The 13,620-nt window shown below is 41.9% G+C and carries 13 protein-coding genes; 4 read left to right on the top strand and 9 right to left on the bottom strand.

Annotation, left to right across the window (positions count from 1 at the left end; translation table 11 throughout):
• Positions 1 to 3: 3 nt before the first annotated feature.
• Together V7K50_RS15170 and V7K50_RS15165 are read right to left on the bottom strand one after the other, a co-directional pair.
• Positions 4 to 297 (bottom strand): hypothetical protein, encoded by a 294-nt coding sequence (locus V7K50_RS15170; protein WP_334961340.1) that lies wholly within the window; start codon positions 295 to 297, stop codon positions 4 to 6.
• A 510-nt stretch (positions 298 to 807) separates the two neighbouring features.
• Positions 808 to 978 (bottom strand): chlorophyll a/b-binding protein, encoded by a 171-nt coding sequence (locus V7K50_RS15165; protein ID WP_012410338.1) that lies wholly within the window; start codon positions 976 to 978, stop codon positions 808 to 810.
• 541 nt (positions 979 to 1,519) lie between these two features.
• Between V7K50_RS15165 and ald the strand changes: the two genes are divergently transcribed.
• A complete protein-coding gene (ald, locus tag V7K50_RS15160; protein WP_334961308.1) occupies positions 1,520 to 2,611 on the top strand; it encodes an alanine dehydrogenase in 1,092 nt (363 codons plus the stop codon).
• 100 nt (positions 2,612 to 2,711) lie between these two features.
• On the opposite strand, the gene V7K50_RS15155 is transcribed toward ald, so the two are convergent.
• The 6 genes from V7K50_RS15155 to V7K50_RS15130 form a co-directional block, all read right to left on the bottom strand.
• On the bottom strand, positions 2,712 to 3,425 hold the full coding sequence (locus V7K50_RS15155) for a hypothetical protein (protein ID WP_334961306.1): 714 nt from the start codon (positions 3,423 to 3,425) through the stop codon (positions 2,712 to 2,714).
• Positions 3,419 to 4,726: an AAA family ATPase gene (locus tag V7K50_RS15150; RefSeq protein ID WP_334961304.1), complete on the bottom strand. Its 1,308-nt coding sequence runs from the start codon at positions 4,724 to 4,726 to the stop codon at positions 3,419 to 3,421. Before V7K50_RS15150 ends, V7K50_RS15155 begins: the two co-directional genes overlap by 7 nt.
• A 21-nt stretch (positions 4,727 to 4,747) precedes the next feature.
• Positions 4,748 to 5,308 carry a Uma2 family endonuclease gene (locus V7K50_RS15145; RefSeq protein ID WP_334961302.1) on the bottom strand — a complete coding sequence of 187 codons (561 nt, stop codon included), beginning with the start codon at positions 5,306 to 5,308 and terminating at the stop codon, positions 4,748 to 4,750.
• A gap of 34 nt (positions 5,309 to 5,342) precedes the next feature.
• Positions 5,343 to 6,398 carry a tRNA dihydrouridine synthase DusB gene (gene dusB / locus V7K50_RS15140; protein ID WP_334961300.1) on the bottom strand — a complete coding sequence of 352 codons (1,056 nt, stop codon included), beginning with the start codon at positions 6,396 to 6,398 and terminating at the stop codon, positions 5,343 to 5,345.
• Between the two features lie 78 nt (positions 6,399 to 6,476).
• Positions 6,477 to 7,298: an Rpn family recombination-promoting nuclease/putative transposase gene (locus V7K50_RS15135; protein ID WP_334961298.1), complete on the bottom strand. Its 822-nt coding sequence runs from the start codon at positions 7,296 to 7,298 to the stop codon at positions 6,477 to 6,479.
• Positions 7,299 to 7,420: 122 nt separating this feature from the next.
• Positions 7,421 to 8,278 carry an acyl-CoA desaturase gene (locus tag V7K50_RS15130; RefSeq protein ID WP_334961296.1) on the bottom strand — a complete coding sequence of 286 codons (858 nt, stop codon included), beginning with the start codon at positions 8,276 to 8,278 and terminating at the stop codon, positions 7,421 to 7,423.
• Between the two features lie 172 nt (positions 8,279 to 8,450).
• On the opposite strand from V7K50_RS15130, the gene V7K50_RS15125 reads away from it, so the two are divergent.
• Positions 8,451 to 9,680 carry a TetR family transcriptional regulator gene (locus tag V7K50_RS15125; RefSeq protein ID WP_334961294.1) on the top strand — a complete coding sequence of 410 codons (1,230 nt, stop codon included), beginning with the start codon at positions 8,451 to 8,453 and terminating at the stop codon, positions 9,678 to 9,680.
• 14 nt (positions 9,681 to 9,694) lie between these two features.
• Here V7K50_RS15125 and V7K50_RS15120 read toward each other — a convergent pair whose 3' ends face one another.
• A complete protein-coding gene (locus V7K50_RS15120; RefSeq protein WP_334961292.1) occupies positions 9,695 to 10,117 on the bottom strand; it encodes a hypothetical protein in 423 nt (140 codons plus the stop codon).
• Positions 10,118 to 10,947: 830 nt separating this feature from the next.
• Here V7K50_RS15120 and V7K50_RS15115 point away from each other — a divergent pair.
• Complete coding sequence (locus V7K50_RS15115; protein WP_334961290.1) at positions 10,948 to 11,406, top strand: hypothetical protein; 459 nt, start codon at positions 10,948 to 10,950, stop codon at positions 11,404 to 11,406.
• Positions 11,407 to 11,410: 4 nt separating this feature from the next.
• Positions 11,411 to 13,620, top strand: a 2,210-nt coding sequence (locus tag V7K50_RS15110; protein ID WP_334961288.1) for a tetratricopeptide repeat protein, incomplete at its 3' end; no start/stop codon positions are given.

Here is a 13,620-nt window from a genome sequence, read left to right as displayed (position 1 = left end):
ATCCTAAAGAGGTGGTTTTTTCTTAGAAACGCTTAACATTGGTAAAGGCGCAGTAGAAGAACGAGAGGGCAAATAATGTTGCACCACAGGCTCCTCTGGGAGAGGACGACGCTGCTGGAAACGCCACAACTTAAAGCCTAGCGTTATCCCTGTGGTTCCCAAACCAAAAGCTAACAAAGACCAGCTATCATTCAATCCGCCAATCAGGGCATCCATAACGCCCATCGTCATCAACACACTGATTATTGGCTCTTTTCGGTAGGTTGACTTCAAAAAACGAGGTAATACAGCATTCATCACGGCTTGGTTGGTTCCAGTTCACCTTTTGTGTATATTTACCAAGAATACCTTACCCCTAATTTGCCTTTCTCATTCAAGGCTGACACTAATTATGATTTTCTTTAGTAAGGGAGTAAGTTTAATCATTAATTGCCTTGCATATAAACTGTTACACATTTAAACTGCATATACTGGGTGGGTAAGATGCCCACCCCAGAAGAGTTATATTTTACCCTGAGCGACTCGTGCCGAGCGGAGCCGAGGTAAGCCGAAGGGTTAATTCGATTATGCAAATTAGATGTTTTTTAGCTTACTAGTTGCAAGTCTATGATATTTCAATCACTAATAGGTATTTTGATTCCTCTCTTGCTTACATTCTAGGGCAAGAATTTATGAATAAGTTTAATTGTATCTAGGGTGAGGTACTTCCCTATTAATTATTGAAGTCAAAACCAACTGGTTGTTCCAGCTGGTTGAAACTCTTTTAACTACTAGCTTACAACTTCCACCTTGTGCTTATTGCTGGCACTACTTCAGACCCAGCCATGATAGCACCCCTTGATTGGTGACATATTCAATCACCAGCATCAAAGCGAAGCCAATCATTGCGGCTCGACCATTCAAACGTTCGGCATATTCGTTAAAGCCAAACTTCGGCTCTTCTAGTTTAGGTGTAATTGTTGGTTGTGTTTGTGTCATTTTTTCAGAAACCTTTTTTCGGCAAACGGGATTTGATATGAGACTTCTGCTAGAAGTCGCAGAAAGTGGGGATAAGCGGTAAAAGTTAAAGGAATAGACTCGTTCTTTTACCGAACACTTACGTAGCTTATCTGACTTTTCACTCTATACCTGCAAGGAAAACCTCACTTCTATTTCTCTCTTCCTTTAAGGAGAGAGACTTTGAATTTTCCAGATGAGGTGAGAAGTCAGGGTAGCTTGTGAGCTGATTGCAGTGCTTGAATGCCAAGATGACTTGATAAATTCAGCAAAAGCTTCCTAGTCGGGAGCTATACAATCGCTCGTTTAATAAATTGTTACTATTCTTTATATATTGTATAAATACTGGGGCAATAGTCAAGGGTAAGAGTTTGGGCTACTCAGATTGAATTGAGAAACCGAGAACAGAGATTAGCTATGTCTAATACAGCTATCTCTAATACCGAACCAAGAAGACGAAAGTAGCAAGCTTGAGATTGGCAGGCTACAGTTAAACAAAAAAATTAATTATCAGAGGCGATATATGGAAATCGGCGTTCCCAAGGAAAATAAGGATCAAGAGTTTCGGGTAGGTTTAAGTCCTTCGAGTGTGCGGGTGCTGCGGGAAAATGGTCATAGCATCTTCGTCGAGACACAAGCAGGTAATGGTGCTGGATTCTCAGATGACGATTACAAAAGTGCTGGAGCCGAGATTGTCCCCACATCAGAAACGGCTTGGAATCGGGAATTGGTTGTTAAAGTCAAAGAACCACTGACATCTGAGTATAAGTTTTTGCAGAAGGGGCAGATATTATTTACTTATTTACATTTAGCAGCCGATCGCAAATTGACAGAGCATTTAATTGATTGTGGCACAACTGCGATCGCCTACGAAACTGTAGAACAACCTGGCGCTAACAAATTACCCTTGCTCACCCCCATGAGCGTGATTGCCGGTCGGCTTGCAGTACAATTTGGGGCGAGATTCCTAGAACGTCAGCAGGGTGGTAGAGGTGTGCTTTTGGGCGGTGTCCCTGGAGTCCAACCAGGTAAAGTAGTAATTTTAGGTGGCGGCGTTGTCGGCACAGAAGCAGCTAAAATTGCTGTGGGTGTGGGTGCGATCGTCCAGATTTTAGATGTGAGTGTCGATCGCTTATCTTACTTAGAAACTCTCTTTGGCTCTAGAGTCGAATTGCTTTATAGCAACTCAGCCCATATTGAAGCTGCCGTTAAAGAAGCTGATTTGCTCATCGGTGCAGTTTTAGTACTGGGACGCAGGGCACCAATATTAGTATCCCGCGAATTGGTCAAACAAATGCGTCCTGGTTCGGTAATAGTTGATGTAGCCGTCGATCAAGGCGGTTGCATAGAAACTTTACACCCTACATCTCACACAAATCCGGTATACGTTGAAGAGGGCGTAGTGCATTATGGCGTTCCCAATATGCCAGGAGCAGTACCTTGGACAGCAACCCAGGCACTTAATAATAGTACATTACCTTATGTTGTCCAGTTGGCGAATTTTGGAATTATGGCACTGGAGGTTAACCCAGCATTAGCTAAGGGTGTGAATGTGCAGAACCATCGGTTAGTACATCCTGCTGTACAAGAGGTTTTCCCTGATTTGGTAAATTAGATTTTTGTAAATTTAGATTAACCATAGTTTCTCGAAAACCCCACCCCTAACACCTCCCCGCAAGCGAGGAGGTGAAAGTTGGTGCAATTTAGCACCAACTTTATGAAGAACTACAAAAATGATTAAGATAGTTATAGAGTTTCCGAAATAAAGGACATCTTCGTTGAACTTCTTCTGGTCGGATGTCTTGTAATAGTGCTGGGGTATGCAATCCTTTAAAATAACGTGTTGAAAGGCTATCAAATTCAGCTAAAACACTTGAATCAACTAGTGCCTGTGATAGCTTTTCTCGACAACAATCTCTGTCTTCATCATATTCACTAAATGATTCTGGTTCATTAAAAGGAATATTTTTTTCCTGACGAAGCCAGTAACGCATCCGCTCGTGTCTACCTCGAAAATCTGGATGTCTAGCTATTGAGTTACTCCAATCTGCAATTATCCAAGCTTCCAGTTCAGGAGCAGCAAACACAACAAGTTTATTAATATCAGCACATTCTGGTATAGTTGATATTGCATCTAAAATTCTATTTTCTTGAAGCTCTGGCGTGCGGCAATCTAAATCGTCAAACACTAAAATTAGATTACATTTATTTGGTTCATATCTTAAGCCAATGGGTAGTTCTTGAATGATTTGCTCAATTAGGCTTTGACTTGTTCTGCCATAACTATTTCCTTTACCAGGTTTAGGCCCAGGTTTTTGACGTGCTGGTGTCTTTCGTTCAAATTTACAATTAGAAAAATTTTGTTCTAAAAAAGGGATCAATCCTCTAACTTCAGCTTCCCCACCACCAGCAAAAACCCATACTACCACGGCCATCCTCCAATACTGGGGTCGCCAACACGATATAAATCACCTAATTGCCATCCTTCTTCTAATTTTTGATTTAGGATTTCTTTGGAGAGTGTTTTGATGGAGAAATGTGTTTTATCTTCTGAAGCAAAACAAAAAACATTCTCTAAACAATCCGTAAAATGATCTAAAAGATCCGGACTATGTGTGGTGATAATTAATTGGGTTTTTCCGGCAGCTTTTTTAATCCACTCTGCTAAAATTGGCATCCACGATATGTGTAATCCTAATTCTGGCTCATCAATGACTAGCAATGAAGGGAGAACTGGAGAATGTAATATAGTAGCCCAACAAAGCATTCTGACAGTTCCATCTGACATTTCATTTAGATAAAAAGCTTCCTTAATATCATGAAAATACCATTCTACAGTCAGAGACAAGCGACCAGAACGTATAGGTCTTAGACGACGAGTTTTTGGTAAAATCGACTTCATTGCCTTGTTGATGCTGTCCTCGAAGTCGATATCTTGCTGAGTCAAATTATCTAAAACTAGTGGTAAATTATCTCCAGATGAAGATAAGTAAATATCACTTCCTCCTATTTTAGGTTCTGCCGTTCTAATTTGATTTAAATCCATATTGTTGGCATTGTAAAATTGCCATTTGGAAATAAATTCAACAAGGTCTCTTCTAATTCTGAAAACAGGTGTGCTTTCGGGAGGATATTGGCTATATTCAAGCAGCCGAGGAATAGCAGAAAGCCCCAAAGAATTGGTATCTATATTGTCTAAAGGTTCAAAATGAGTGCTGGAATTTTGTCCGGGACTATCATAAACTGAGACAGCGCCTTTGCCCGCTTCCCTGTCATGAAACTTATAATAATAGAAAGGTCTTGATGAAGCTGATTCATGTAAATCTTCTCCGCTATATAAACATTCTTCCGAAATACTAACTCTTGGTTGGTTTTTGTCAACATAAATCTTCAAATGAAGAATTCCACTGTTTTTTCCGGGAGTACCAGTTTGAGAAAATTCTGAAAAACAATAAGCAAGTGTTACTACAGCAGGGCTTGCTACACTGCCATCTAAAATCCGATTAGCACCAATTTGAGTAACTGCATTTTCAAAACTACTGACACCCCGACTTTCATCAGGAATAGTAGTTAAGCTATCTTTTAAAAATTTCAAACAACTGATAAAGTTGCTTTTGCCTGAACCGTTTGAACCTATAAATATATTGAGGTTTTTTAGCTCTATTACTTTATCTAAAGAGAGGTTTTTATAATTTTTACTCGCAACAAAGCGAAGTAGTGGTTGATTCATAGGATTTAAAACAAGTCTCTTTCAACTTAACAATTCATCTACAGCTACATTAAAACCTAGCAATACTTTTTGAGTGCTAACCACATCACCAGCTTTAAACCCCAAAACCTGATTATCAGTGATTACAAAAACTAACCGACTTTCAGGAAATACTAGCCAAACTTCCTCGCAACCGGACTGCAAATACTCCTGTGCTTTGAGAAATAATTCTTCATCTTCAGCTAAATCGGTGGGTGAAACTACCTCAGCAATCAACGGGAAACTCTGTGGCAAAGTTGGAACATCACTAAACTCAGTTACCAACTCAGGCGTTAGATAAGCTACATCAGGACGACGACCCTGTTTATATGTGCGACAAGGTACTTCAGTATAAACTTTTCCACCTTGTTGATTGGAATTGATGTAACTTCTCCAGTAAAAACCAATATTCAATTGAATTTCGCTATGTTTTAATGTCATCCCTGTTTTTTCTACTAGTTGCTCGTCTACCCACTCCATGCCTTCTGGAGGATTTGCCATGAAGTCTTCTAATGAGAGGATTTCGGGGACGGTTACAACATCATTGTGTTTTGAAACTAACATTGTGAGCCTCTACTTTGGCTAGTTAAACATAATATTAAAGCATCACCAAACTATCTTGCGCTTCTTCTTCAAGTTCATAACCATTAGCCAGTTTTTCAATTGCTTGGTCAATCATTGCCAAACCCTGATCTACTCTTTCAACTAAACTTAACTGTCCTCGAAGTTCGGCAGCACCAACGAAACCTTTAGCATACCAAGTCATGTGCTTACGGGCTTGACGCACACCGCGATCGCCTTTATATTCCCACAAGGCTTGTAAATGATCTCTTGCACATTCCAAACGCCCAATTGGGGTAGGTGGCGGTAATATCTCCCCAGTTTTCAGGAAGTGATCAATTTCTCCCACCAAAAACGGATAACCCAAAGTCCCACGGGAACACATCACACCATCAGCGCCAGTTTGCTCTAAACATCTCACCGCCGCTTCAACAGAAAAAATATCTCCGTTCCCAATTACTGGGATAGAAAGTACTTCTTTTACACGGGTAATCCATTCCCAACGGGCATTACCGTTGTAGCCTTGGGCGCGGGTGCGTCCGTGGACTGTGATCATTTTTGCCCCAGCATCTTCCATCCGCTTGGCAAAGTCGAGAATAGTAATTTCGTTGTCATTCCAGCCAATACGGGTTTTTACTGTCACAGGGACATCAACAGCTTTTACCACTTCCCGCACAATTGCTTCTGCTACTTCTGGTTGCCGCAACAACGAAGAACCGCCACCATTTTTAGTGATTTTATTTACTGGACAACCCATATTAATATCAACAGTATCAGCACCTTCGGCAACTGCTTTTATTGCTGCTTCTGCCAGAAAATCTGGACGACAATCAAATAGTTGAACACTAATTGGGCGTTCATTGGGATCTACCTCCATGATTTTGGGTAATTGCTTGACATAATGCAACCCCGTAGCATTTACCATTTCGGTATACATCATCGAATCTGGCGCATAGCGACGCACGAGACGGCGAAATACCAAATCCGTCACCCCCGATAGAGGCGACTGGAGAACCCGACTTTTTACCTCGAAGGAGCCAATTTTTAAGGGTTGGGAAAGTCTAGCTTGAAGAATGGGAGAGAGCGAAATCATAGAAAAAATTAAAACTTGTGGGAATGGAAAATAGCAGGAATATTTAGGGGTATTTTTTTGATCAGTGCTAATTGTAGGTTACATATCCTGACTTGGAGGCTGTTTTTGCATTTCTTGCTGAATCTCCTCTAAACTCAAATCTAGCTCTTTCGCTGTTTCTTCAAAACTTAATCCCAATCTCAACAACAAAGGTATCATTCTAAACTTTTCTTCACGCGCTCCTTCTTGCTTGCCTTCTTGCTTGCCTTCTTGCTTTCCTTCTTGATAAACTCGTGTCTGCTGCAAATCACTTAACCCAAACATACCTTCAATCTCCTTTCGGCTCATCTTCGGAAACTTGTAAACCAAAATTGTCTCTATTAATTCTAGTAACTGCCGCCGTTGTGGTTCAATGTTGATTTCTTGCTCGGTTCTGTCTATTAACTGCCTAGCAGATGTAATTGCTGTATCCTCTTCATCGACCACTAATTTCATCGTAGCAATTCCAACTGGCAATGATGCTGTTTCACCTAATTCATTTAGATAAATGCGACTGATGCGCTGACTGGTGAAAAATTCACTGTAATTCTTGATATCTGCTGTATCTAAACTGCGATTGGGATAGATAACTACTCCTCGCCAAGAATTTTTCGGTTTATTTTGACGTAAGTATAAAGAAATTTCTGAAATTAGGCGCGAATAAATTTCTGTGTCGGTTTGAAACTGCACTTCAACAAAGTAAATCGGATTTTCTTCTCCTTCTGTTGGGAGAAAAACACCATCTATACGAAATGCAGTTTGCTTAATTTCAATTGAGGAGAATTTATAAGCCTCTGCGGTTTCGGGTGAGTTGCCAATTAATTCAAAAAAGGTGCCAGGAAGTTCTTGAAAAAGGCGATAAAAAATGCTGTCAGTTTTCACACTTGATGTATTGCTGAGGTTTGACCCGTTGCGATTTTACTCTGAAATACTACTGATAAAAATTAGTAAGCCGACGGCAAATTAGCAGTCGGCCTGACAAATTCATAATGTTGAGTTGCAATTTAGCCGTGAGTTGCACCTTGAGGAGGACGCGAGACAACTTTTTTGGCTAAACCCAAAGTCTGCAAAACTAGGATGCTCCACCAAGTAACATCAATTTCCCACCAAGATAACCCAGATTTTGCCATGTGGGGATAAGTATGATGGTTGTTGTGCCATCCTTCTCCATAAGTGACGAGGGATACCCACCAAAGATTACGAGCGCCATCATTAGCATCAAAGGTGCGATAACCCCAAAGGTGTGATGCTGAGTTGACAAACCAGGTTGAGTGCCAAAGCAAGACACATCTGAGAAACACTCCGTAAAATACAAAAGACCATCCTCCTAAAGCATATAGCAGCAAACCGAAGGGTATTTGCAACAGCAAGAAGTAGCGATCCAGCCAGCAATAAAAGGGTTGTCTTGCTAAGTCAGGGGCGTATTTTTTATAGGTTTCGTAGTCAAAAAATTCTGGACGTGGGTAGAAAATCCATAGTATGTGGCTCCACCAAAATCCTCTTTGGGCAGAGTAGGGATCTAAGTCAATATCTTCTGTGTGGGCGTGATGCTGGCGGTGTCCACCTACCCAAAAAATTGGCCCGCCTTGCAAAGCCAGCGCTCCAATGAGGGCGATCGCATACTCTAACCACTTGGGAACTTGGAAACTCTTATGGCTCAGTAGTCGGTGATATCCCAGGCAAATACCAATGCTTCCGAATAACCAGTGGAGAAACACTAGCAAACCTAATGCTGGCCAGGAGAAAAACCAAGGAGCCAGAAGTGCTAAGGCATGAAATGCAGCAAAAAATACCACATTTGTCCAACTGAGTTGAGGTGAGTTGCCTCTCTCAGGGGCGATCGCCCCAAAATTTGCGGTCATAAAAATTCCTGTTGATGGATAATAAAGCGATTTGTTTTTTCTTGGGCACAATCCCACAGGGATTTACCTGACCTGTACAGCAGTTCGTTACAGTAGAGGAAAGCAAGTATCACTTACATTTGCTATGCTAGCAGAACTCTAATTTCCGTGCAAGTGCCACTTGCATATTTTTATGTCGTCTCAACTGCTTTCAACTCGTCAACGCCTGATTCAAGCTGCACTTGAGTTGTTTTCTGCTCACGGAGTCAGTGCCACTACAACCCGCCAAATTGCTGAAAAAGCCGAAGTCAACGAAGTGACTCTATTTCGGAATTTTGGCAATAAGCATGGGCTGCTTTTGGCTGTGCTGGAAGAGTCCGCGGCCTTCAAGAATTTAGGTGAATCGCTGGTGCGGCGGGCAACGCCTCCCGGCAATGTCTACCAAGCTCTTAAAGATTATGCAAGTGACAGCTTACACGCATTAGAACGGGTGCCGGAGTTTGTCCGATCTGTGGTAGGTGAAGCCGATCAATTTCCGGCAGAAAATCGCCGCGCCCTAGGCAGGGGAGTGACGGAGGCAAACCGCTATGTAGCTCGGTATTTAGCTACTGTAATCCAGCAAGGACACTTAAATACCTATTTACCCGCAGAAAAATTAGCCAGTTTGCTGAATGGGATGATTTTGGGATATGCCGTAATTGAGTTTACCAGCGAATTTCACGAACTTTGGGAAGATCGGGATGATTTTCTGGAGAATTTGGTGGAGTTGTTTTTACATGGAGCCATGTCATCTTCAGCAGAATCAGCAACAAACTGCTTACAAGGAGGTTTTACTACCACAGAAGTAGCTGATTTACCAGCTAGTTTAGTTAACGAAATTCTGCAACAAGCCCGGAAATTGGGAATTCGAGATTATGCCTTAGCTTATGTGTTATTTGGGGCTGGGTTATCTGCTACAGAAATAATTAGCTTGGAGCGATCGCACCAAATCTACGATACTCAAGGGCACTTTCTGCAAATCACAATCCCCGGATTTGTCCGTCAAGTGCCTTTGAATCAGTGGATTTTGGGTAAACGCTACGGTTCTTTTACTAATAATCCCTTAATTAAATGGCTAAAAAGTCGTAAAGATACTCAAACAGCCATGTTTCTGAATGAAACGGGTAAACCCCTCTCGGAGTCAGAGCTTGAGACACGTTGGCAAGTATGGAGCGAGGGCTTGTTAACTCCCCAAGGACAAAGGCCAGCGATCGCTCAGGCACAACAAACCTGGCGTGTAGAAATGTTAATGCGGGGGATAGCCTTGGAAAACCTGAGTATTTTCACCGCTTGCGATCGCACCCAGTTACAACCTTATGCCCGTCGAGCCAAAGAAAAAGCCGCCCTAGAGCAAGCTACTCGTTTGGATCATAAGCCAGGATAGGTAGTGGTGAACGATTAAGGTAAAACAATAGAGGTTTCTTTACCATTGTTGTTTGCACCATTCAAGATTGTAGCTGTACTCTCAGATGGGGATTGGGTGTTGCTCGAACGGCGTGATAATTTCTTGCGTGGCTTGCCTCCCGCCTGGATATATTGCAAACTGTCTTTGCCATAATGGGTTGCCACACTCATTAACATCTTTTCAGAGTAGCCGCGCAATTCTTCTTCAATTAGAGAGAGGCGACCTGCCATTTCATCTATGCTAGAGAGTGAAGTGTTGTAGGTAGATAGCTGGGTTTGCAAGGTTTGGATGCGGCTGTCGTAGTCTGTCAAACTTAATCCATTGCCAAATTCTAGCGTCGGGCTAATTGATCGCATTCCTGCAATTCGACGGAGAGCCTTTTCTAAATCTGGTGAACTGCGTTTTAGTCGTGCCATGAGATGCCCTCCTGAAGGAAGTTATAGGATTACTGCATGTACTCTAGCCAATGCAACAATAAACTTCTGTGAGAGATAATTCGGAAAAATTAAAGCAAATTAAAATCGACCTAATTATTTTTAGTGGATTATACTGAGAGATTTAGTAAAACCGTCAAAAAAATTACATAAAATAAGCAACAAATACCTCAAAGTCGTATTGAGGTACTTCAAAGTCGTATTGAGGTACTTCAAAGTCGTATTGAGGTACTTCAAAGTCATTTTGAGGTACTCCAAAGTCGTATTGAGGTACTTCAAAGTCGTATTGAGGTACTTCAAAGTCGTATTGAGGTACTTCAAAGTCGTTTTGAGGTACTTCAAAGTCGTTTTGAGGTACTTCAAAGTCGTTTTGAGGTATTAGATGATGAGTTTTCTTGCCTTAACCCGATTTACGGCGAAGGCGATCGCGCTGTAAAGTATCATTAATAAATCTTGCACTACGTTTCTATCCCGCCTCGGAATGAATTCCGAGTCTCAGAGCCACTGTCCACTTAAGTGGACTGAATAATCAATTTAGTCCACTTAAGTGGACTTGGGCTATTAGCCCTGAACTTTAGTTCTGGGCGGGATTGCCTGTGTGTATGACAGTTTAACTCTGATAAAAATGTGGGTAAAAAAGTTGAAACCTATGTGGACATTACTTGTGTGTACACCGTAACCGAAGGTGTAACGCGGCACTACCGTGTTTACCCCTTTAAGACTCGTAATTTTATAAATACAGCTAAAAATCCGAAAAGTTGTACAGTAAGTTTGTATATATGATTATTAATACTAAATCTAAGTGCAAGCTGATGGTAGAACCTCTAACGGCAGCAGTAATTGTCTCTTTATTTTTCTCAGAGGCAATTAAAGAAGGTGGAAAAGCTTTAGGTAAAGGTGCGGCTGATACATTTACGCTTCTAATAAATACCATCCGTGAAAAGTTTAAAGCAGAGGGAACAGATGGGTTGTTGACTCGCGCACAAAATCAACCTACGGAAGTGAATAAGACAAAGCTACAAGATGAACTGCAAACCCAAATTGATGCTGATGAAGCGTTTGCTCAGAAACTTAAGGAACTAGTCGAGCAGCTACAAGCACAAGATGAAAGTATACGTCAGGTAGTTCTGAGTGAGATTGAATTAACTGGTGATTTGAAAGCCAAAGACATCACCCAGAAAGCCGGGCGGGGTGGTTCGGTTGAGCAGGAAATGCTCAAAGGGGTAAAAGCTGCAAACATTGATGTAGGCAACTTAAATCAAGAAGCCTGAAATCATGACTAATCATTCAGACTCTCAAGTTCCCAGACAAGAAATTTTTAAGAATGTCCAGGCTAATGGCAATATTACAGTCGGAAATATTACCCAGATTTACAAAACCGTAAACAATTTGGGTGAGCTTCCTAAACCAACAGGTTTCCCCCAAAATATTCCTGCTAGCAACACAGATAAATTTGTCGGACGAGAAAGAGAATTAGAACGCCTCCACCAACACCTACAAAGCAATCATTCGGTGGTAATTGCTGCTGTTGAAGGTATGGGGGGAGTTGGTAAAACCGAATTAGCAATCCAGTATTCATTGCTACATTTACAGTTGGACAATTACCCTAGCGGTATCTGCTGGTTAAGAGCCAGAGAGTCAGATATTGGGCTACAAATATTAGAATTTGCTACAACAGACTTGGGCTTGCAACCTCCAGAGGATTTGGAGTTACCAGAACGAGTTCGTTGGTGTTGGCAACATTGGCGACAGGGGGAGACGCTAATAGTTTTCGATGATGTTAAAAATTACAGTCACGTCAAACCGTATCTACCACCCCAACCCTCCCAGTTCAAAGTACTAATTACTACACGCCTCAAATTAGATTTAGCTAGTTCTTTGTTTTTGGAGGTTTTATCAGAGACAGACGCACTATTATTACTAGCTCAATTGATTGGAGAAGAAAAGCAAAACCAAGAATTAGCACTTGCTAAAGAACTTTGTCAGCGTTTGGGCTATTTGCCCCTAGCTTTGCAATTAGTTGGCAGGTATGTAAAGAAACGCAACATAACTTTAGCTGATATGCTAAAACGGTTGGAGGAAAAAGGGTTAGGACATCCTTCGTTAGTCGTGAAGGAAAATGACCCCACTTGGACTTTAAACGTAAAAAATGGAGTAGCGGCGGCTTTTGAGTTGAGTTGGTCAGAATTAAGTGATGATGCCCAACAATTAGGATGTTTACTCAGTTTATTTGCTTTGGCTCCAATTCCTTGGTCGTTGGTGGAAGGTGCTGCAACAGAGCAAGATTCTGAAGAATTAGAAGATGCCAGAGTTGAATTAGAAAATTTGCACCTTTTACAGGGTGGAGATACTTATCAATTACATCAACTAATTCAAGAATTTCTGAGAAATAAGCAAAATAATTTAGTTAATGCGGACGAACAAAAAGATAACTTTTGTAAAGCTTTGGTAGAAGTTGCACAGAGTATTCCCGATTCACCAACTCTACAGTTAATTACAAGTGTCAAAGATGCGATCGCACATTTAGCAGAGATAGCACAAAATCTGACTGATGCAGTCAGTGATGAAAATTTAATTTGGGTTTTTGCTGGGTTAAATCGATTTTATTCTGGACAGGGATTATATGCGATCGCAGAACCCTGGTGTCAGCAATGTGTATCAGTAGTACAAACCCGCTTGGGAGAAAAGCATCCCGATGTCGCCACCAGTTACAACAACCTGGCAGGACTCTACGATTCCCAAGGACGGTACAGCGAGGCGGAACCACTGTATAAAAAAGCATTAGAACTCCGGCAAGGGCTGCTGGGAGAAGAGCACCCCGATGTCGCCTCCAGTTACAACAACCTGGCAGAACTTTACAAATCCCAAGGACGGTACAGCGAGGCGGAACCACTGTTGAAAGAAGCATTAGAACTCCGGCAAGGGCTGCTGGGAGAAGAGCACCCCGATGTCGCCACCAGTTACAACAACCTGGCAGGACTCTACAAATCCCAAGGACGGTATAGCGAAGCAGAACCACTGTATAAAAAAGCATTATTACTCAGGCAACGGCTGCTGGGAGAAGAGCATCCCGATGTCGCCACCAGTTACAACAACTTGGCAGGACTCTACGATTTCCAAGGACGGTACAGCGAAGCAGAACCACTGTATAAAAAAGCATTATTACTCATGCAAGGGCTGCTGGGAGAAGAGCATCCCGATGTCGCTTCCAGTTACAATAACCTGACAGGACTCTACAAATCCCAAGGACGGTACAGCGAAGCAGAACCACTGTATAAAAAAGCATTATTACTCAGGCAACGGCTGCTGGGAGAAGAGCATCCCGATGTCGCTTCCAGTTACAATAACCTGGCTCTACTCTACAAATCCCAAGGACGGTACAGCGAAGCCGAACCACTGTATAAAAAAGCATTATTACTCATGCAACGGCTGCTGGGAGAAGAGCATCCCTCTGTCGCCACCAGTTACAACAACCTGGCAGAACT

The sequence above is a fragment of the Nostoc sp. genome (assembly GCF_036917135.1).
Classification (GTDB): domain Bacteria; phylum Cyanobacteriota; class Cyanobacteriia; order Cyanobacteriales; family Nostocaceae; genus Nostoc.
Note: the sequence above shows the minus strand (reverse complement) of the source record. Positions and strands in the feature narration are given on the sequence as shown.

Coding starts and splice junctions, on each gene's coding strand:
- V7K50_RS15150 (WP_334961304.1), bottom strand. CDS start 4,726: ATGAATCAACCACTACTTCGCTTTGTTGCGAGTAAAAATTATAAAAAC.
- V7K50_RS15115 (WP_334961290.1), top strand. CDS start 10,948: ATGGTAGAACCTCTAACGGCAGCAGTAATTGTCTCTTTATTTTTCTCA.
- V7K50_RS15125 (WP_334961294.1), top strand. CDS start 8,451: ATGTCGTCTCAACTGCTTTCAACTCGTCAACGCCTGATTCAAGCTGCA.
- V7K50_RS15120 (WP_334961292.1), bottom strand. CDS start 10,117: ATGGCACGACTAAAACGCAGTTCACCAGATTTAGAAAAGGCTCTCCGT.
- ald (WP_334961308.1), top strand. CDS start 1,520: ATGGAAATCGGCGTTCCCAAGGAAAATAAGGATCAAGAGTTTCGGGTA.
- V7K50_RS15145 (WP_334961302.1), bottom strand. CDS start 5,308: ATGTTAGTTTCAAAACACAATGATGTTGTAACCGTCCCCGAAATCCTC.
- V7K50_RS15165 (WP_012410338.1), bottom strand. CDS start 978: ATGACACAAACACAACCAACAATTACACCTAAACTAGAAGAGCCGAAG.
- V7K50_RS15130 (WP_334961296.1), bottom strand. CDS start 8,278: ATGACCGCAAATTTTGGGGCGATCGCCCCTGAGAGAGGCAACTCACCT.
- V7K50_RS15170 (WP_334961340.1), bottom strand. CDS start 297: ATGAATGCTGTATTACCTCGTTTTTTGAAGTCAACCTACCGAAAAGAG.
- dusB (WP_334961300.1), bottom strand. CDS start 6,398: ATGATTTCGCTCTCTCCCATTCTTCAAGCTAGACTTTCCCAACCCTTA.